The sequence below is a fragment of the Delftia acidovorans NBRC 14950 genome (assembly GCF_001598795.1).
GTDB classification, from domain to species: domain Bacteria; phylum Pseudomonadota; class Gammaproteobacteria; order Burkholderiales; family Burkholderiaceae_C; genus Comamonas; species Comamonas acidovorans.
Map to the genome: position 1 here is coordinate 1 of NZ_BCZP01000028.1, position 19,285 is coordinate 19,285.

Consider the following 19,285-nt stretch of genomic DNA (forward strand, 5'->3'; position numbering starts at 1 on the left):
GCCGTGGCGCACCGCCGGCAGGTGCATCATGGCCCCCCTGATCTCCCCACAAACCGCGAATAAAGGCGCCTCACGTGTCCACAACGTCGCCCTCGAACTCGCTGGCCGCCTCTGCACAGGCTTCCCAGCGACGCACACCTTCTCCGCTACGCCCCCCGATGCTCTCGGGGCGCGTGGCGGATCGCTTGTTTGGCGCTCTCGCGCGTCTGGCCGCGCTGCTGACGCTGGGCCTGCTGCTGGCCATCCTGGCTTCGCTGCTGGTCGGCGCCTGGCCCGCCATCTATGAATACGGCCTGAGCTTTCTGGGCCGCAGCGTCTGGGACCCCGTTCGCAACGAATATGGCGGCCTGGTCATGATTTACGGCACGCTGGCCACTTCGGCCATCGCGTTGCTGATTGCGGTGCCCGTGAGCTTTGGCATCGCCCTGTTCCTCACCGAGCTGTCGCCCGCCTGGCTCAAGCGCCCGCTGGGCACCGCCGTCGAGCTGCTGGCTGCCGTGCCTTCCATCGTCTACGGCATGTGGGGCCTGATGGTCTTCGGTCCCGTGCTCTCCACCTATGTGCAGCAGCCGCTGCAAAAGCTGTTTCAGGGCGTTCCTTATCTGGAAGCCTTCGTGTCCGGCCCGCCCGTGGGCATCGGCATCCTGTCGGCCGGCATCATCCTGGCCATCATGATCATCCCCTTCATCGCCTCGGTGATGCGCGATGTGTTCGAAGTCACGCCGGCCCTGCTCAAGGAGTCGGCCTACGGCCTTGGCTCCACGACCTGGGAAGTGGTCTGGAAGGTCGTGCTGCCCTACACCAAGACCGGCGTGCTCGGTGGCGTGATGCTGGGTCTGGGCCGTGCGCTGGGCGAGACCATGGCCGTCACCTTCGTGATCGGCAACATGAACCAGCTCAACTCGCTGTCGGTCTTCGAGGCTGCCAACAGCATCACCTCGGCGCTGGCCAACGAGTTTGCCGAAGCGGGCGAAGGCCTGCACCAGGCTTCGCTGATCTATCTGGGCCTGGTGCTGTTCTTCATCACCTTCGTGGTGCTGGCCTGCTCCAAGGTGCTGCTCAACCGTCTGCAGAAGAATGAAGGAGCCCGCTCGTGAGCAGCACCTCCACCAAGATGATCAATGCCGCCGAACTGACGCGCGTGCGCCAGGCCAAGTACGCCAAGCGCAAGCGCGTGAACCAGGTGGCGCTGACCCTGTCGCTGGCTGCCATGGCCTTCGGCGTGTTCTGGCTGGTCTGGATCCTGTGGGAAACCATCACGCTGGGTATCGGCGGCCTGAGCCTGGCGCTGTTCAGCGAAATGACGCCTCCGCCCAACGAGGCGGGCGGCATTGCCAACGCCATCTTCGGCTCGCTGATCATGGTGGCGCTGGCCACCTTCGTCGGCACGCCCATCGGCGTGATGGCCGGTGTCTACCTGGCCGAATACGATGCGCGCGGCTGGCTGGCCAATACCACGCGCTTCGTCAACGACATCCTGCTGTCGGCGCCTTCCATCGTGATCGGCCTGTTCGTCTACACCGTGGTCGTGGCGCGCTTCAAGAGCTTTTCCGGCTACGCGGGCGTGGTGGCGCTGGCGCTGATCGTGATTCCCGTGGTCATCCGCACCACCGAGAACATGCTGGTGCTGGTGCCTGCCAGCCTGCGCGAAGCGGCCTATGCACTGGGCACGCCCAAGTGGAAGGTCATCATCATGGTGACGCTGCGTGCAGCGCGTGCCGGCGTGATCACCGGCGTGCTGCTGGCCGTGGCCCGCATTGCCGGGGAAACCGCTCCGCTGCTGTTCACGGCGCTGAACAACCAGTTCTGGAATGCCGACCTGTCCAAGCCGATGGCCAGCCTGCCGGTGACGATCTTCAAGTTCGCGATGAGCCCCTACGAGAATTGGCAGCAACTGGCCTGGGCCGGCGTGTTCCTGATCACCGTGGCGGTGCTCGGTCTCAATATCCTGGCGCGGTTCCTGACCCGCCAGAAGTAATGCAGCAATAAGCAATCAACAAGGACAAGGATCACGCAATGACTGCGACCTCTTCCACCGCGCTGAACTCCTCCAAGCTGACGGTTCGCGACCTGAACTTCTACTACGGCAAGTTCCACGCCCTCAAGGGCATCAACCTGGACATCCCCGAAAAGAAGGTCACGGCCTTCATCGGCCCGTCGGGCTGCGGCAAGTCCACGCTGCTGCGCACCTTCAACCGCATGTTCGAGCTGTACCCCGAGCAGCGCGCCGAAGGCCAGATCATGCTGGACGGCGAGAACCTGCTGACCAGCAAGCAGGACGTGGCGCTGATCCGCGCCAAGGTGGGCATGGTCTTCCAGAAGCCCACGCCGTTTCCCATGTCCATCTACGACAACATCGCCTTCGGCGTGAAGCTGTTTGAAAACCTCAGCTCCTCCGACATGGACGACCGTGTGGAATGGGCACTGCGCAAGGCGGCCCTGTGGGGCGAGGTCAAGGACAAGCTGCAGCAAAGCGGCTCGGGACTGTCCGGCGGCCAGCAGCAGCGCCTGTGCATCGCGCGCGGCATTGCCATCAAGCCCGAAGTGCTGCTGCTCGACGAGCCCTGCTCGGCCCTGGACCCGATCTCCACGGCCAAGATCGAGGAGCTGATTGCCGAGCTGAAGAACGACTACACCGTCGTCATCGTGACGCACAACATGCAGCAGGCAGCGCGCTGCAGCGACTACACGGCCTACATGTACCTGGGCGATCTGGTGGAATTCGGAGACACCGAACAGATGTTCTTCAAGCCCCAGCGCAAGGAAACGGAAGACTACATCACAGGCCGCTTCGGCTGAGCAGGAGCAATCGATGAACGAAAAACACCTTTCCAGCCAGTTCGACAGCGAACTCAACCGCGTCTCTGCGCGCGTCATGGAGCTCGGCGGCCTGGTCGAGTCCCAGATCCGCCAGGCGGTCTATGCGCTGTCGCGCTTCAGCATCGAGGCCGTGGAGCAGGTCGATGCCGCGGAAAAGCGCGTCAACGCCATGGAAGTGGAGATCGACCACGAGCTCTCGTCCATCATCGCCCGGCGCCAGCCCACGGCGCGCGACCTGCGCCTGCTGATCGCCTTCTCCAAGGCCACGGCCAATCTGGAGCGCATGGGTGATGAAGCGCACAAGATGGCGCGCATGGTCAAGTCCATCATCGAAAGCGGTGCTGCGCGCTCCCTGCCCACGGGCGACCTGCGCACGGCGGCCGAGATGGCCTCGGGCCTGCTGCGCAAGACGCTGGACGCCTTTGCACGCCTGGACACCAAGGCGGCCGTGGCCATCCTCAAGGAAGATGATCTGATCGACCAGGAGTTCGACGGCTTCGTGCGCAAGCTCATCACCTACATGATGGAAGACCCGCGCACCATCTCGGCCAGCCTGGACCTGCTGTTCCTGGCCAAGGCCATCGAGCGCATCGGCGACCATTCCAAGAATGTGGCCGAGCTGATCATCTATCTGGTGGAGGGCAAGGATGTCCGTCACCAGACCATGGATGCCATTGAGTCGGCAGTGCTGTAAGTGCCGGAGGCGAACAACGGATGAAGAAGATGCCCATGGTCCTCATCGTCGAGGACGAGCCCGCCATCGCGGAGCTGATCGCTGTCAACCTGCGGCACAACGGCTTCCAGCCGGTCTGGGCCGAGGATGGCGTGACGGCTCAGCGCGAGTTGGATGCCGTGCTGCCCGACGTGATCCTGCTTGACTGGATGCTGCCCGGCGCCAGCGGCCTGTCCCTGGCGCGCAAATGGCGCGCGGACAGCCGCACCAAGGCCGTGCCCATTCTGATGCTCACGGCGCGCGGCGATGAACCCGACAAGGTGGCGGGGCTCGATGCGGGCGCCGATGACTACATCACCAAGCCCTTCTCGACCCAGGAGCTGCTCGCGCGCATCCGTGCCGTGCTGCGGCGCCGTGCGCCCGAGCAGATTCAGGACAAGGTCAATATCGGCGAGCTGGTGCTCGATGCCGCCGCGCACCGCGTGAGCTGGCAGGGCGACATGATCAAGGTGGGCCCCACCGAGTTCAAGCTGCTGCACTACCTGATGAAGCACCCCGAGCGCGTGCACAGCCGTGCCCAATTGCTGGACAAGGTTTGGGGCGATCACGTCTTCATCGAGGAGCGCACGGTGGACGTGCACGTCAAGCGGCTGCGCGAGGCGCTGGGCATGGCCGGTGCATTGATCGAAACGGTACGCGGCGCCGGCTACCGGCTCAGCGCGCAGGCGCTGGCCTGAGGCCTTTTTTCCGCATGAATCCACGCATGGCCTTCACGGGCCATGCCAGGGCGCCGCTGCCCCGGGCAGCGAATACAACGCAAAGAAGGCGCAAGTATGGGTTGGCGAGGTTTTCGCTTGTTGGCGTCCCAGATCGCGGGCGCATTGCTGGGCTGGTGGCTCTGGGGCGTCATGTCCGCCTCCAGCCCCGGCATGGCCGCCCAGGCCGTGGCGGCCCTGACGGGGGCGCTGTGCGCGGGCTGGATCTGGTGGCTGGTGGACAGCTGGAACGCCATGCGCCTGCTGTCCTGGCTGCGCCAGTCGGAGCTGCGGGAGGCGCCCGAGCTCAGCGGAATCTGGGGTGAGGCCAGCGTGCGCATGCGCCGGTGGCTGCGCCAGAGCGTGCAGCAGGTGCAGCAGGGCGATCAGCGCCTCAACGACATTCTTTCCGCCCTGCAGGCCAGCCCCAATGGCGTGGTCCTGCTGGACGCCGATGGGCGCATCGAATGGTGCAACCAGATCGCGGCGCGGCAGTTCGGCTTCGATGCCGAACGCGACCTGCTGCAAAGCATTGGCAACCTGGTGCGCGACCCCGAGTTCAGCGCCTATTTCGCCACCCAGGATTTCTCACGCGACCTGGTCATGCAGGGCCGCGAAAGCACGGCCTCGCGGCCCGTCAAACTGTCGGTGCAGCTGTATGGCTATGGCGAAGGGCGCAAGCTGCTGCTGGCGCGCGATGTCACCGCGGTGGAGCAGGCCGAGGCCATGCGCCGCGACTTCGTGGCCAATGTCTCGCATGAAATCCGCACGCCGCTGACCGTGCTCGTGGGCTTTGTGGAAACGCTGCAGAACCTGCCGCTGGAGCCCGAGGAGCGCAACCGCTACCTGGGACTGATGGCCCAGCAGGCCGAGCGCATGCAGCATCTGGTGGAAGACCTGCTGGCGCTGTCGCGCCTGGAGGGCAGCCCCTTGCCCAGCAGCAACGAATGGGTGCCCGTGGCCCAGCTGATGCAGCGCTGCGAGAACGAGGCGCGCGGCCTGTCTTCCATGCTCACGCGCAAGCAATCCCTGCCGCATGCGCTGAGCTTTCCGTCGGCCGAGATGCTGGCGCAGGCCGGTGAGGTGGCCGGCGCCAGCGCCGAGCTGCAAAGCGCTTTCTCCAACCTGCTGGCCAACGCCATGCGCTACACGCCGGCAGGCGGGCGCATCGAGGTGACCTGGGAGAGCCTGCCTGATGGATCGGCACGCTTTGCCGTGCAGGACTCCGGGCCAGGCATCGAACCCAAGCACCTGGCGCGTCTGACAGAACGCTTTTACCGTGTGGACCGCAGCCGTTCGCGCGACACCGGCGGCACGGGCCTGGGCCTGGCCATCGTCAAGCACGTGCTGCAGCGCCATGGCGCCAAGCTGGGCATCACCAGCGCGCCGGGCCAGGGGTCGGAGTTTTCCGTGACCTTTCCGGCCAGCCGCGTCCGCATCGCGGCCCCAGGCACACGCGAAGTCGGCGAGGCCCGCGAAAGCCGCGCCGCATAGGCATAGGCGTGGGCGTGGCCCCGTGTGAACGGCCGTTGCCGTTCAGCGGCTTGTGGCTTTGCGCACGATGGCGCTGAACACCAGGGCCGTCACCAGCAGCGCACAGGCACTGCTGGCCCAGAACGGGGCGGGCGTGCCATGGTGCAGCCAGGCGGGCAGGGCGCTGTCCGTGCCGTAGGCCAGCCAGTATCCGCCGGCCAGTCCGCCACCCCACAGCAGCAGGCAGTAGATGACCAGCGGCGCCACGGTGATGCGGTAGCAGCGCAGCACGAAGAGACAGAAGGTCTGCACGGCGTCGGCCACATGGTAGGCAGCCACCCAGGCCAGCAGGCTGGCGGTAGTGGCCACCACCTCGGGGTTGCTGCTGTAGATGCGAGCCAGGCCCTCGCGGGACAGGAACAGTGCCGAGGCCAGCACCAGTCCACCCGTTGCCGCAAGCCGCCAGCCCATGGTGACAAGGCGGCGCGCCATGGCCTCGTCCCCCGCGCCGCGCCAGTAGCTGATCCGCGCGCTGGTGGCAATCGCCAGCGACAGGGGCACCATGTAGCACAGCGCCGCAAGATTGGCAGCAATCTGGTGGCTGGCCGAGGACAGCGTGCCCTGGCGCGCCACGAACAAGGCCATCAGCGTGAACGAGGTCACCTCCACCAAAATTGCCAGGCCTGCAGGAACGCCCAGTCGAGCGAACTGCGCCAGTTGCGGCCAGTCCGGGGGCTCCATGCGCTGCCACAGCGCCAGGGGCGCATACAGGCTCTGGCTGCGCATCAGCACGAATGCGAGGGCGACCATGGCGTAGTTCACCACCAGCGTGGCCCAGGCACAGCCCTCGGCGCCCAGCGCAGGCAGGCCGGCACCGCCAAAGGCCAGCCAGATCGACAGGGGGATTTTCAGCAGCAGCGACAGCAGCTGCAGCCAGGTCACCAGCAGGGGGTGGCCCAGCGCCTGGTTCAGTGTGCTGTAGATGCGAAACAGCAGCGCGGCCGGAAGGCTCCAGGCCAGCACCGAAAGATAGGCCCGCACCTCCACCTGCAGCGGTGGCGGCACATCGGCCCAGCGCAGCAGCGCATCGGGAAACAGCAGCACGCCCATGCCCAGGGCGCAGGCGGCCAGCAGCATGTACATGGCCTGGCGCAGCGTGCGGCCTATGGCCTCGGGCTGTCCGGCACCGCGATGCTCGGCCCACAGCGGCAGCAGGGCCTGGAAGATGCCCATCAGCGAGACATAGACACTCACGAAGATGGCCGAGCCCACGGACAGCGCTGCCAGCGCCTCTTCGGCGTAGCGGCCCGCCACGATGGTGTCGGTCACGCCGAAGGCCATCACCGCCAACTGCCCGGCCAGCACGGTCAGCGCGTGCTGGGCGATGGTGCGCCGTTCGGTGCCCAGTGGCGCGCGCGCGGGCTGGCTCATGGCCTGGCCTGGGCGCGGCTCGCCTCGGGCCTGCGCTTCAAGACCAGCAGGAAGTCCTTGCGATCGGTGGGGCGCACCACGCGGGCCACGGTTTCCCAGGTGCCCTGCAGGCGCGCGCTGTGCGGGTCCAGCCAGGTTTCTTCCTCGGCCACCATCCAGTCGCAGCGTGCGGCGCCGGCCATGCTCAGGCGTTGGGTGTCGATGTCGCCGTAGTAGCGCAGCGCCGCAATGTGCGCGCGGGGCAGGCCATAGGTTTGCACGCAGCTGCCGTCCTTGGGCAGTTCGGCCAGCACCTGGCGCATCTGCGGCTCGAAGCTGCGCGCGTGGTCCAGCAGCGGCAGCCACAGCGTCATCAGCAGCAGCCAGCCCAGCGTGGCGCCGCTGGCCGGCAGCACCAGGCTCTTCCAGATGGCGGCGCGGTTGCGCGATGTGCGCCAGGCGACGAGCACGCACCAGGCCAAGGTGGCGGCAACCGCCACGGCGAAGGAGAACACCGAGAATTCCGGCGTGAACTGCGGAGCCAGCCTGGCCACATTGGCGGCCGGCTTGGCGGGAACGCCCGTCTGCAGCGAGAGCCAGATCACCCAGATGGCAATGGCGGCGGCGCTGAAGAACAGCAAGGTGAACCAGTCGATCAAGGCGCTGATGCTGCGGCGCAGCGTCGGCAGGGCAAAGGCTGCCAGCGTGGCGATGGCGGGCAGGCCCAGCAGCAGGGCGCGGTCCGCAGGCAGCGTGCTTAGCGAAGCGATCACCGGAATGACGGCGAACCACAGCGGCAGCGCCAGATGGGGATAGCGGCGAGGCGCGGCGATCTGGCGGCGCCAGACCCACAGGGTCCACATGGCCAGCGGCCAGGCCGGCCAGCTGAACCACAGCAGCAGCCTGACCAGGCTTTGCCATTCCTTGGCGGTGCCGCTGTCCACCAGGCGCCAGGCCCATTGGTCCAGCCACAAGGACAGTGCAGCCGCCAGCAGCGTGACGCCCAGCCACAGCGCGGTCCAGATGCGCGCCTCGCGCGGCGCGGGCGAGGGCTCGTCACCCCAGGTGCGCGAGAAAAACGCCATGGTCGCACCGCCCAGGCCGAACAGCGTGGCCACGGTCGGCGCGCCGCTCAACGCCAGGCCCGGCAGGCCCAGCAGCAGCGCCAGCATGGCGGTGCGGCCGTGGTAGGGCATGGCTGCGGCGGCAAAGAACAGCAGGGCCGCGCAGCCGAGCTGGGTCATGTAGCTGGTGGTTTCATGGGAAAGCTGGGCCAGGCCCAGGCAGGCCACCAGGGCCAGCAGGCCGCCATCGGCCATGGCGCGCGCATAGTCGGTGGGCTGTGCCTCGCCGCCAAAGGCAAAGGCCACGGGGCGCGCGCCCGGCGTGCGCGCCAGGTAGTACACGCCCCACCAGGTGGCCGTCAGCGTGAGCACCAGCATGGCGATGAAGGGCAGGCGTGCCGCCATCTCCAGATGCAGCCAGGAAGGCGCTCCCTGCATGGCCAGTGCGCCAAGCCAGTACGACAGCAGGCCCTCGGATTCGGGCAGCAGGCCCGCCATGCGCGGTGCCAGCCACGAGGTATGGCCCAGGGCCAGCTCCCGCATGTAGCCGAAGGCCTCCATGTCGGCCATGCGCCAGGGGCTGCGCCCCACATATCCGGGCACGACATAGGCCAGGCACAGCAGCAGCAGCGACCAGCGGGGCAGGCGGCGCACGGCGCTTTGGGCAACGATGGCAGGGGTGGGCTGGTTCACTCACAGGACTTTCTGCAACGGAGGGCGCAAGAATACGCGAAGCAAGGGCCTCGAAAAGCGTGGAACATGCCTGGCCGGCAGGGATTGGCCGGACTGCGAAAAACAAAAGGGCAGCGCGGTTGCCCGTGCTGCCCTTCTGGCCGGAGAAGCAGGATTTACTTCTTGCCGAAACGGTTGCGGAAGCGCTCCACACGGCCGCCCATGTTGTCCACCGACTTTTGCGTGCCGGTGTAGAACGGGTGCGACTCGGACGAGGTGTCCAGCTTGAACAGGGGGTAGTCCTTGCCTTCGAAGGTGTCGGTTTCCTTCGTGTTCACGCAGGAGCGGGTCACGAACTTGAAGCCGTTGGACAGGTCCACGAACAGAACTTCGCGGTAGTTGGGGTGGATGCCTTCTTTCATGATCTTTCCTTCTGATGCAAGTGCGGTAGCCGTGCCTGACCCGCTGCAACCTTTGTAGCGGTTCAAATCAAGCGTACTTTCCGCAAGAAAAAGCCCTGCATTATCGCATAGTGCTCAATTACGTGCCAAGCCGGCGGGCCTGAGCCCCGTGTACGCCGCGCGTGGCCGGATGATCTGCCGTGTGGCGCGCTGCTCCAGCGCCTGTGCCAGCCAGCCTGCGCAGCGGCCCAGCGCGAACAGCCCGAAGGCGCTGCCCGCCGGCAACTGCAGGTGCCGCCGCAGGGCCACCAATGCGAAATCGACCGAAGGGGCTAGGCCAGTGAGTGCCATCACTTCGGCCGCCAGGGCCGCCGCCGGTCCCTGCCTGGGCAGCATTTCCAGCAACAGGGCGGCGCGCACATCGCCTTCGGGGTAGAGGTGGTGGCCGAAGCCGGGTAGGGTCTCGCCGCGCGCCAGGCGCTGGCGCAGGCGTGCCGGGGCCTGCGCCTCGCCCAGCTCGTCCCAGAGCGCCTCGACGCGCGCGGTCGTGCCGCCGTGGCGCCCGCCCGTCAGGGCGGCAAGGCCTCCCACCACGGCCGCCCGCAGGCTGGCGCCCGTGGATGCCACGCAGCGCGCCGTGAAGCCGGAGGCGTTGAGTTCATGGTCGGCGCACAGCACCAGGGCCATGCGCACCAGGTCGGCGCCTTGTGCGTCCAGCGCCCAGGCCTGGGCGCATTGCAGGTGGATGGGGGTCTTGTCCGGCGCCGTGCCCAGCAGGCAGGCCGCCAGCAGGCGCAGGAGCGCTCCGCAGCCTGCCGCCAGCCGTTCGGGCGATTGCTGCCATGCGGCAGTGGCCGCGTCATCGCTGGCGACGGTGAACAGGGCCAGCAATGTGTTTTCGCAAGGCTGGCCGGCCATGCGCTGCTGCAGGTCGGGCAACACAGGGGCGGCCTCCACGGCGTGTGCGGCGAAGGCGGCATCGGCCGGGTATTGCCAGAGCAGGGCGGCGGTCTCTTCCAGCGTGTGCGAGCGTGCCCAGTCCACGGCGTCCTCGCCACGGTAGTAGAGGCGGCCCTGTTCTATCAGCGTGATCGATGACTCCAGCACCGGCAGGCCCCAGTTGAGCGCGGCCTGGGCGACTTCGCGGGGTTTGCGGCCCTGGCCGCGCTGGCGCGCCAGCTGCTCGACCTCTTCGCGCAGGTAGCGGCTTTCGCGCGGCGTGTCTGCCGCATGGGCGTGCAGCAGTCCTCGGCTGACATAGGCATACAGCGTGGCGCGGCTCACGCCCAGCAGTGCGGTGGCTTCGGTCGAGTTCAGGTAGTCGGGCATGGATGTGATGATATGTTGATTTATTTAATCAATATTGACAATATTTTCTGGAAATCTATGGTGCGGGTTCCAACCCTTGTTTCCGTTGCCAGGAGTGCTCCATGTCCAGTCTTCCGTCCCCTTGCGCTTTTGATCACTGCGCCGCCCAGATCTGGGCGGCACTGGAAGGTGCCCAGGGCGCGCTGCACCGTCTGGAGATGCGCGGGCAAGGCGCCTTGACCTCGGTGTTTCCGGTCTCCGATCTGGCGGCGGCCAGCCTGGGTGTGGCAGGCCTCGCCATCTCCGATCTGGTGGCCCAATGCGGCGCTGCCGCGCCGCAGGTGGTGGTGGACCGCAGACTCGCGTCCCTGTGGTTTGGCTGCAGCCTGCATCCGCTGGGCTGGGAGATGCCCGCGCTGTGGGACGCCGTGGCCGGTGACTACCGCACGGCCGATGGCTGGATCCGCCTGCATACCAATGCGCCCCACCACCGCGCAGCGGCGCTGGCCGTGCTCGGCGCGCCGGCCAATCGGGAGGCTGTGGCGACGGCGGTGAGCCGCTGGACGGCGCATGAGTTGGAGTCGGCCGTTGTCGCGCAGGGTGGCTGTGCCGCCGCCATGCGCGGGCTGGCTGCCTGGGCTGCGCATCCGCAGGGGCAGGCCGTGCAGCAGGAGCCTTTGCTGGCGTGGCAGGTGCATCCGCAGCCGGGCCAGCCCTTCAGTTTCAGTGCTGGTGCGTGGCAGCCATCGGCGCAGCGGCCGCTGCAGGGGCTGCGCGTGCTGGATCTGACGCGCATCCTGGCCGGTCCCGCCGCCACGCGCTGGCTGGCGGGCCATGGTGCCGAGGTGCTGCGCATCGATCCGCCTGGTTGGGAGGAGCCGGGTACGGTGCCTGAAGTCACGCTGGGCAAGCGCTGTGCCCGGCTGGACCTGCGCGCGCCCCAGGATCGTGCCGTGTTTGAGCAACTGCTGGGCGGCGCCGACGTGCTGGTCCATGGTTACCGGGACGGTGCGCTGGAGGGGCTGGGATTCGGGGCCGCGTGGCGCCGTCGGCTGAATCCCTCGCTCATCGATGTGTCGCTCAACGCCTATGGATGGAGCGGGCCCTGGCAGCAGCGGCGCGGCTTCGACAGTCTGGTGCAGATGAGCGCCGGCATTGCCGATGCAGGCATGCACCGGCTGGGCCGTGACCGGCCCACGCCCCTGCCGCTGCAGGCGCTGGACCACGCCTCCGGCTATCTGATGGCTGCCGCCGTGGTGATGGCGCTGGTGCGGCGCATGCAGGGGCAGGGCGGCAGCACGGTGCGTGCCTCGTTGGCGCGCACGGCCCATCTTCTGGCGGGGCATGGCGTGGGCGACCCGGATGCCTGTCCGCTGGCGCCGGTGAACGGTGCCGAGGATTTCAGCGCGGCGATCGAGGCGACCTCCTGGGGCGCGGCGCGGCGCCTGCGGGCGCCGGTGGAGGTGGCGGGTGCGCCCATGCACTGGGAGCGCGCGGCCTGTGCGCTGGGCACGTCTGTCGCAGCGTGGTGAGACGGGAGGCTGGAATGCAAAACGCCCCGCGTAAGCGAGGCGTCTGTGGGGGCCGTGGGCTGGATCTCTGCGATCAGCCGCCGCGGCGCATCATGTCGAAGAAGTCCACGTTGGTCTTCGTGGCCCGCATGTTCTTGATCATCAGCTCCATGGCCTCGATCTCGTCCATGTTGTACATGAACTGGCGCAGGATGCGGGTCTTTTGCAGGATCTCGGGAGCCAGCAGCAGTTCTTCGCGGCGTGTGCCGCTCTTGTTGAGTTCGATGGCGGGGAACACGCGCTTCTCGTAGAGGCGGCGGTTCAGGGCCAGTTCGCTGTTGCCCGTGCCCTTGAACTCTTCGAAGATCACTTCGTCCATGCGGCTGCCGGTATCGACCAGGGCCGTGGCGATGATGGTCAGCGAGCCGCCTTCTTCCACATTGCGTGCCGCGCCGAAGAAGCGCTTGGGACGCTGCAGGGCGTTGGAGTCCACGCCGCCCGACAGCACCTTGCCCGACGAGGGCACGACGTTGTTGTAGGCGCGGGCCAGGCGGGTGATGGAGTCCAGCAGGATGACCACGTCCTTCTTGAGCTCGACCAGGCGCTTGGCGCGCTCGATCACCATTTCGGCCACGTGCACGTGGCGCGTGGCGGGCTCGTCGAAGGTGGAGGCGATGATTTCGCCCTTGACCGAGCGCTGCATCTCGGTCACTTCTTCGGGGCGCTCATCGACCAGCAGCACCATCAGGTGCACGTCGGGATGGTTGGCCGTGATGGAATGGGCGATGCTCTGCATCATCATGGTCTTGCCGCTCTTGGGCGGTGCGACGATCAGCGCGCGCTGGCCGCGGCCGATGGGAGCGATGATGTCGATGATGCGGCCGGTGATGTTCTCCTCACCCTTGATCTCGCGCTCCAGGCGCAGCTGCTGGGTGGGGAACAGGGGGGTCAGATTCTCGAACAGCACCTTGTGCTTGTTCTGCTCGGGCGAGCCGCCGTTGACGGAGTCGAGCTTGGTCAGTGCGAAGTAGCGCTCGCCATCCTTGGGCGTGCGCACTTCACCTTCGATCATGTCGCCGGTGTGCAGGTTGAAGCGGCGGACCTGGCTGGGCGAGATGTAGATGTCGTCGGTGCTGGCCGTATAGCTGGTGTCGGGGCTGCGCAGAAAGCCGAAACCGTCCGGCAGGATTTCCAGCACGCCGTCGGCGAACACTTGTTCGCCTGCCTTGGCTCGCTTTTTGATGATGGCGAACATCAACTCTTGCTTGCGCATGCGACCGACGTTTTCGATCTCAAGCGCTTCGGCCTGCTTCAGGACTTCAGACACGTGCAGTGCCTTGAGTTCATTAAGGTGCATGGAGTGACTCCAGAACGGAGTGGAAAGAAACCAGGGGAAGGCGTTGAGCCAAGCGAAACACTGTGGAAGTGGGCTGGCTTGCCTGAGGGTCTCAGCGCGGCCTTCAATGCATAAGGCCGGTGATGAAGGGGATTATGACAGGAAAAAATCCGAAGGTCACAGGGAAATTTGCGCTGGCGCCTCGTTTATGCGCCAGTGCGATGCGGTGCTGCGGTCAACGCCGGCTCGCATCTGTGACGGCCCCGTGTGCGGGGCCGTCGGGGGAATCAGGCCAAGTGCTGTTCCAGGAAAGCGGACAGCTGTGCCTTGTTGAGGGCGCCCACCTTGGTGGCGGCCAGCTGGCCATCCTTGAACAGCATCAGCGTGGGAATGCCGCGGATGCCGAACTTGGCAGGGATCTCGCGGTTCTCGTCCACATTCATCTTGGCGATGGACAGCTTTTCCTTGTAGGTCTGCGCTGCTTCGTCGAGGATGGGGGCGATCATCTTGCAGGGGCCGCACCATTCGGCCCAGTAATCGACCAGCACCGTGGTGCCAGGCTGCAAGACGTCGGCTTCAAAGCTTGCGTCGGAGATGTGTTTGATCAGTTCGCTGGCCATGGGTGGAGTCCTTGATTTTTCGCAATGAGGAAGGCGCAGGAAAATCCGCACCGCAAAAAGATTGTGACAGAAACCTATCACCTGCTGCACCGTATGGGCGGTAGCTCAATGCTATGACTGTCATAGCTGTTTATGGGGTGGCGACAGGGTTGCCGGGACTCCGGGAATTAGTGGCGCCTGCGCGCAGACCGGCCTGCGGCAGGGTATTCTGCGCGCCCGCGCTGCAGGCATATGTGCCGGCCGGCAGCGCCAAGTTGAATGCGAGCATGGAATGGAAACTGATGTGATGGATGCTTTTGAACCCGGTGCGGCAGCGCGCACGATGGACTGCGATGTGGCGGTGATCGGTGCGGGGCCTGCGGGCCTGATGGCGGCCGAAGGGCTGGCCGGCAAGGGGCTGGATGTCCATGTGTTCGAGGCCAAGTCCTCCGCTGGGCGCAAGTTCCTCATGGCAGGCAAGGGCGGGCTCAACCTGACCCATTCCGAAAACCTGCCCGCCTTTGTCTCCCGCTACGGCGAGCGCAGTGCCGAGGTATCGCGCTGGCTGGAGCTGCTGTCCCCGGATCAACTGCGTGCCTGGGCCGGTGAACTGGGCGTGGAAACCTTTGTGGGCAGCTCGGGCCGCGTATTCCCCAAGGACATGAAGGCTGCGCCCTTGCTGCGTGCCTGGCTGGTGCGTCTGCAGACCCAGGGCGTGGTGCTGCACACGCGCCACCGCTGGGTGGGCTGGCAAGACGGCGATGCGCTGGGCTTTGATACACCCGAAGGGCGGCTGCAGGTGCGGGCAAGGGCTGTGGTGCTGGCATTGGGCGGCGGCAGTTGGGCGCGCCTGGGCTCGGATGGCGCCTGGCTGCCCTTGCTGGAGCAGCGCGGTGTTGAAGTCGCTGTGTTGAAGCCTTCCAACTGCGGGTTCGATGTGGGTCTGGATGGTGCGGCTTCGGGCGGACAGATTGATCGCCGGGAGTTCATGGCCGAGCTGCTGGGCGCCAGCCCTCAGCCTGCGCGCGGCTGGAGTCCTTATTTCACCGAGCGCTTTGCGGGCCAGCCCTTCAAGTCGGTGGCGCTGTCCTTTGATGATGGCAAGGGCCATGTTTTCTCGCGCAAGGGCGAATTCATTGCCACGACCACGGGCGTGGAAGGCAGCCTGATCTATGCCGTCTCTGCGGCGTTGCGCGGAGCCATTGCGCGCGACGGGCAGGCCACCGTCCATCTCGACCTGCTGCCCCAGTTGACGCCCGAGCGCGTGCTGGTGGAAGTGCGCCATCCGCGCGGCTCGCGCAGCCTGGCCAGCCATCTGAAGGGGCGCCTGGGCCTGGACGGCATCAAGGCCGCCGTGCTGCATGAGGTGCTGGGCAAGGAAGGTGTGGGCGACCCTGTGCGGCTGGCCCATGCCATCAAGGCCCTGCCCATCACCGTGGTGGCAGCCCGACCCATTGACGAGGCCATCAGCACGGCAGGCGGCGTGCGGCTGGAAGCTCTGGACGCCAACGGCATGTGCGCAGCCGCTCCTGGCGTTTTCTGCGCCGGCGAGATGCTGGACTGGGAGGCTCCCACGGGCGGCTACCTGCTGACGGCGTGCATGGCCAGCGGCCTGCAGGCGGCGCAAGGCGTTGCGCGCTATCTCAAGGTGGATGGCGCAGAGCGTTAAGGAGGAGTGGGTGCCGCAGCGGGCCTGGACGGGGCAGGCGCCCGCAGGGCCTGCTGTTCAATGAAGGTGACGAGCCTTGCCCTCGGCACTGGTTTCACGGTTAGGGCTGCTTGGTTCCCCACCTGACCCGGTTGGCCGCTTCCCCATGCGAGGAGGCCCGTCACTCTCGATTATAGGGGCAAACACCGGGCCGCCCGGACGACATGGCCGGCCAAACCCGGGTCGCCTCGGGCAAGGGCGCCCAGCCCCGTAGAATCGCGGGATGTCTTATCTTGTGCTGGCCCGCAAATACCGCCCCCGCAATTTCTCTGAAATGGTGGGGCAGGAGCATGTCGTTCAGGCGCTCACCAATGCCCTGACGCAGCAGCGCCTGCACCATGCCTATCTGTTCACCGGCACGCGCGGCGTGGGCAAGACCACGGTCTCGCGCATTCTGGCCAAGTCGCTCAACTGCCAGGGCGCCGATGGCCAGGGCGGCATCACGGCAACGCCCTGCGGCGTCTGTGCGGCCTGTACCGAAATCGACAGCGGGCGCTTTCCCGACTACACGGAGCTGGACGCTGCCTCCAACCGTGGCGTGGACGAGGTGCAGAGCCTGCTGGAGCAGGCTGTCTACAAGCCGGTGCAGGGACGCTTCAAGGTCTTCATGATCGACGAAGTGCACATGCTCACGAACACGGCCTTCAACGCCATGCTCAAGACGCTGGAGGAGCCGCCCGAGTACCTGAAGTTCGTGCTGGCCACCACCGATCCGCAGAAGGTTCCCGTGACCGTGCTCAGCCGCTGCCTGCAGTTCAACCTGCGGCCCATGGCGCCCGAGACCGTGCTGGAGCATCTGGGCCAGGTGCTGGGGCAGGAAGGCGTGGCCTCCGAGCCCCAGGCCCTGCGCCTGCTGTCGCGCGCCGCGCGTGGCTCCATGCGCGATGCGCTGTCGCTGACCGACCAGGCGATTGCCTTTGGCAGCGGACAGCTGCAGGAGGCCACGGTGCGCCAGATGCTGGGCAGCGTGGACCGCAGCCATGTGTTCCGCCTGATCGAGGCACTTGCCCAGGCCGATGGCCAGGTGGTGGTGGAAACCTCCGAGGCGCTGCGCCGCAATGGCCTGTCCGCCGCCTCCACGCTGGAGGAAATGTGCGCCGTACTGCAGCGTATGGCCGTGGCACAGGCCGTGCCGCAGATGGCCGCCGACGCCAGCGATCCAGAAGCCGCAGAGATCGCCCGCCTTGCGGTGCTGATGCCGCGCGACGAAACCCAGCTGCTCTACAGCATCTGCCTGCATGGCCGGGCCGAACTGGGCCTGGCACCCGACGAGTACGCGGCGCTGACCATGGCGCTGCTGCGGCTGCTGGCGTTCAAGCCGCAATCTGCAGAGCCCGCCCCGGGCGCGGCTGAAAAAAAAACTCCAGCGCTGACCCCCTCCACGGCGAAGCCTGAATCTCCCGCGCCCGTGGCGCAGACGCGGCCCGCACAGCCCGCTGTGCCTGAGGCTCCCGCTTTGCCCGAGGCTCCCGCTGCCCCAGCCAAGGCGGCCATGCCCGTCCCGGTCGCGCCTCCTGCTCCTGTCGCGCCTGTCGCATCTCCCGTGACCGCTGCGCCCGCCGTGGTCGCTCCCGTGGTGCAAGCCGTTGCGGCTCCAGCGCCTGTTCAGGCGCCCGTGGCCGTGGCCGCAGTTGCCAGGCCGGAACCTGTGCTTGCGCCTGTCCAGGAGGCCAGGCCTTCCGCTGCTCCAGAGGTGAAGCCGGCCGCCGGTGTCGCCCAAGAGCCCCTGGACGAGCCTGTGGACGATGTGCAGGAAGACGAAGACTCTTCTGCCGATGAGGCGCCGCAGGCGCAGGATGCCGATGCACCGGACGAGGGTGCCTGGGCCGGGATGCCCGATGAAGGCTGGGCCGACGAAGGCCGCTGGAGCGATGACGGAGATCTGGCCCTGGAGCCGCCTGCCGCTGCCGTGGCACGGCAGGCCGAACCGCAGATCGACACTCAGATCGATGTGCAGGACTTCGCTCCCGAACGTGGCCGCCAGTCCCCCGCTGCGCCTCCCGCGCCGACCGTGGAGCGCACGCCCGATGGCGATGTCTGGCACGCTGCCGTCCAGCAACTGGTGCAGGCCGAGGCCGTCACGGCGCTGGCGCGGCAGCTGGCGCTGCAGTCTCAACTGGTGGCGCGCGATGGCGATGCATGGACGCTGCGCGTGGAAAGCAGCTCGCTGGCGCAGCCCGCCACACGCGAGCGCCTGCGTGCGGCGCTGGAGGCCGCTGGCCTGGCGCGGCAACTGCATGTCGAGCAAGGCGCCGTGACAGACAGCCCCGCGCGGCGCAATGCGGTGGCCAGCCATGAGCGCCAGCGCATTGCAGAAGACATCGTGATGAATCATTCTCTGGTGCAGACCCTGATCCGCAGCCATGGCGCGAAAATCGTGCCCGGCAGTATCAAGCCCGTATCCATTCAGCCCTGACACGCTCTAGAGCGTTTCGTTTTTACCCTACAGAAGAAGGAACTCACATGTTCAACAAAGGACAACTGGCCGGCCTGATGAAGCAAGCCCAGGCCATGCAGGACAACCTCAAGAAGGCCCAGGATGAACTGGGCAACATCGAGGTGGAAGGTGAATCGGGCGCGGGCCTCGTGAAGGTGGTCATGACCTGCAAGCACGACGTCAAGCGCATCACCATCGACCCCAGCCTGCTGGCCGAAGACAAGGACATGCTGGAAGACCTGGTGGCTGCCGCCTTCAACGCCGCCGTGCGCAAGGCCGAAGAGACTTCCAACGAGAAGATGGGCAAGCTCACGGCCGGCATGCCCGGCCTGCCGGGCGGCATGAAGTTCCCATTCTGAGGCAGGCCCCAGCGGTTGTGCCGAACAGCCTGGAGAGGCCATGCCGGCTTCTCCAGCTGCCCACTCGTGTGGAGTGGCCATCGAGCGATCTGCCCCTGCAGATCGCTTTTTTTCTGAGAACCTTCTCCATTGAAAGGAAGCTGCCATGTCGGACGTGCAATCGCTCGATGGCCTGATCGAGGCCTTGCGCAGGCTCCCGGGTGTGGGCATCAAGTCGGCGCAGCGCATGGCCTTCCACCTGCTGCAGCGCGACCAGGACGGCGCGCGGCAACTGGCCCGTGCCCTGACCATGGCCGTGGAGTCGGTCACCCACTGCGAGCGCTGCCATACCTTCACCGAAGGCCGCATCTGCTCCATCTGCCAGGATGAAGGGCGTGACGCGGCCCGGCTGTGCGTGGTGGAGGCGCCCGCCGATATGGCGGCCATGGAGCGCACGGGTGCCTACCAGGGCTATTACTACGTGCTGATGGGGCGGCTGTCGCCACTCGACGGCATAGGTCCGCGCGATCTGAACCTGTCATCCCTGCTGGAGCGTGCCGGCGACGGCAAGGTGCAGGAGGTGATCCTGGCCACCAGCTTCACGGCCGAAGGCGAGGCCACGGCCCATGCGATCAGCGAGGCCCTGAAGGCGCGCGGCATCCATGTGACGCGCCTGGCGCGCGGCGTGCCCATAGGCAGCGAACTCGAATACGTGGACCTGGGTACGATCGCCCATGCGCTGGTGGACCGCCGGTAGTGGCCGAGGCGGCTGGCGTTTCT

Annotated in this window: 17 protein-coding genes and 1 other RNA gene; 11 read left to right on the forward strand and 7 right to left on the reverse strand. The window is 66.6% G+C overall.

The features are described 5' to 3' along the window. Window positions 1–158: 158 nt before the first annotated feature. The 6 genes from pstC to phoR all read left to right on the forward strand — a co-directional run bounded on the left by pstC (window position 159) and on the right by phoR (window position 5,742). Window positions 159–1,097 (forward strand): phosphate ABC transporter permease subunit PstC, encoded by a 939-nt coding sequence (pstC, locus tag DA1_RS24875; RefSeq protein ID WP_012206716.1) that lies wholly within the window; start codon window positions 159–161, stop codon window positions 1,095–1,097. A gap of 17 nt (window positions 1,098–1,114) precedes the next feature. Then, window positions 1,115–1,978 (forward strand): phosphate ABC transporter permease PstA, encoded by an 864-nt coding sequence (gene pstA / locus DA1_RS24880; RefSeq protein ID WP_034398840.1) that lies wholly within the window; start codon window positions 1,115–1,117, stop codon window positions 1,976–1,978. 38 nt (window positions 1,979–2,016) lie between these two features. Continuing rightward, on the forward strand, window positions 2,017–2,799 hold the full coding sequence (gene pstB, locus DA1_RS24885; protein WP_012206714.1) for a phosphate ABC transporter ATP-binding protein PstB: 783 nt from the start codon (window positions 2,017–2,019) through the stop codon (window positions 2,797–2,799). Between the two features lie 13 nt (window positions 2,800–2,812). After that, window positions 2,813–3,514 carry a phosphate signaling complex protein PhoU gene (gene phoU, locus DA1_RS24890; RefSeq protein WP_012206713.1) on the forward strand — a complete coding sequence of 234 codons (702 nt, stop codon included), beginning with the start codon at window positions 2,813–2,815 and terminating at the stop codon, window positions 3,512–3,514. 20 nt (window positions 3,515–3,534) lie between these two features. Next, window positions 3,535–4,230: a phosphate regulon transcriptional regulator PhoB gene (phoB, locus tag DA1_RS24895; protein WP_012206712.1), complete on the forward strand. Its 696-nt coding sequence runs from the start codon at window positions 3,535–3,537 to the stop codon at window positions 4,228–4,230. Between the two features lie 117 nt (window positions 4,231–4,347). After that, window positions 4,348–5,742 carry a phosphate regulon sensor histidine kinase PhoR gene (gene phoR / locus DA1_RS24900; RefSeq protein WP_012206711.1) on the forward strand — a complete coding sequence of 465 codons (1,395 nt, stop codon included), beginning with the start codon at window positions 4,348–4,350 and terminating at the stop codon, window positions 5,740–5,742. 42 nt (window positions 5,743–5,784) lie between these two features. Here phoR and DA1_RS24905 read toward each other — a convergent pair whose 3' ends face one another. From DA1_RS24905 to DA1_RS24920, 4 genes are all read right to left on the reverse strand, one after another. Further along, window positions 5,785–7,152 carry an MATE family efflux transporter gene (locus DA1_RS24905; RefSeq protein WP_034396134.1) on the reverse strand — a complete coding sequence of 456 codons (1,368 nt, stop codon included), beginning with the start codon at window positions 7,150–7,152 and terminating at the stop codon, window positions 5,785–5,787. Further along, window positions 7,149–8,888 (reverse strand): hypothetical protein, encoded by a 1,740-nt coding sequence (locus tag DA1_RS24910; protein ID WP_034396131.1) that lies wholly within the window; start codon window positions 8,886–8,888, stop codon window positions 7,149–7,151. The genes DA1_RS24905 and DA1_RS24910 overlap by 4 nt, the downstream gene beginning before the upstream one ends. A gap of 155 nt (window positions 8,889–9,043) precedes the next feature. Beyond that, window positions 9,044–9,289, reverse strand: coding sequence for a type B 50S ribosomal protein L31 (locus DA1_RS24915; RefSeq protein ID WP_013801474.1), 246 nt, complete (start codon window positions 9,287–9,289; stop codon window positions 9,044–9,046). A gap of 114 nt (window positions 9,290–9,403) precedes the next feature. Then, window positions 9,404–10,597 (reverse strand): citrate synthase family protein, encoded by a 1,194-nt coding sequence (locus tag DA1_RS24920; protein ID WP_034396128.1) that lies wholly within the window; start codon window positions 10,595–10,597, stop codon window positions 9,404–9,406. Between the two features lie 101 nt (window positions 10,598–10,698). On the opposite strand from DA1_RS24920, the gene DA1_RS24925 reads away from it, so the two are divergent. Then, window positions 10,699–12,108 carry a CoA transferase gene (locus tag DA1_RS24925; protein ID WP_034396125.1) on the forward strand — a complete coding sequence of 470 codons (1,410 nt, stop codon included), beginning with the start codon at window positions 10,699–10,701 and terminating at the stop codon, window positions 12,106–12,108. A gap of 73 nt (window positions 12,109–12,181) precedes the next feature. Here the strand turns inward: DA1_RS24925 and rho are convergent, their stop codons facing one another. Together rho and trxA are read right to left on the reverse strand one after the other, a co-directional pair. Continuing rightward, a complete protein-coding gene (rho, locus tag DA1_RS24930; RefSeq protein ID WP_012206705.1) occupies window positions 12,182–13,444 on the reverse strand; it encodes a transcription termination factor Rho in 1,263 nt (420 codons plus the stop codon). A 266-nt stretch (window positions 13,445–13,710) separates the two neighbouring features. Next, window positions 13,711–14,043 carry a thioredoxin TrxA gene (gene trxA / locus DA1_RS24935; RefSeq protein ID WP_012206704.1) on the reverse strand — a complete coding sequence of 111 codons (333 nt, stop codon included), beginning with the start codon at window positions 14,041–14,043 and terminating at the stop codon, window positions 13,711–13,713. A 271-nt stretch (window positions 14,044–14,314) separates the two neighbouring features. Between trxA and DA1_RS24940 the strand changes: the two genes are divergently transcribed. Then, complete coding sequence (locus tag DA1_RS24940; protein ID WP_034396121.1) at window positions 14,315–15,691, forward strand: TIGR03862 family flavoprotein; 1,377 nt, start codon at window positions 14,315–14,317, stop codon at window positions 15,689–15,691. 65 nt (window positions 15,692–15,756) lie between these two features. Here the strand turns inward: DA1_RS24940 and ffs are convergent. After that, window positions 15,757–15,853: signal recognition particle sRNA small type (gene ffs, locus DA1_RS24945), an RNA gene on the reverse strand. Window positions 15,854–15,953: 100 nt separating this feature from the next. Between ffs and dnaX the strand changes: the two genes are divergently transcribed. The 3 genes from dnaX to recR all read left to right on the forward strand — a co-directional run bounded on the left by dnaX (window position 15,954) and on the right by recR (window position 19,262). Further along, window positions 15,954–18,146: a DNA polymerase III subunit gamma/tau gene (dnaX, locus tag DA1_RS24950; RefSeq protein WP_034396118.1), complete on the forward strand. Its 2,193-nt coding sequence runs from the start codon at window positions 15,954–15,956 to the stop codon at window positions 18,144–18,146. A gap of 47 nt (window positions 18,147–18,193) precedes the next feature. Continuing rightward, window positions 18,194–18,526: a YbaB/EbfC family nucleoid-associated protein gene (locus DA1_RS24955; RefSeq protein WP_012206701.1), complete on the forward strand. Its 333-nt coding sequence runs from the start codon at window positions 18,194–18,196 to the stop codon at window positions 18,524–18,526. A gap of 145 nt (window positions 18,527–18,671) precedes the next feature. After that, window positions 18,672–19,262, forward strand: coding sequence for a recombination mediator RecR (gene recR, locus DA1_RS24960; RefSeq protein ID WP_034396114.1), 591 nt, complete (start codon window positions 18,672–18,674; stop codon window positions 19,260–19,262). The last annotated feature ends 23 nt before the right edge of the window (window positions 19,263–19,285 follow it).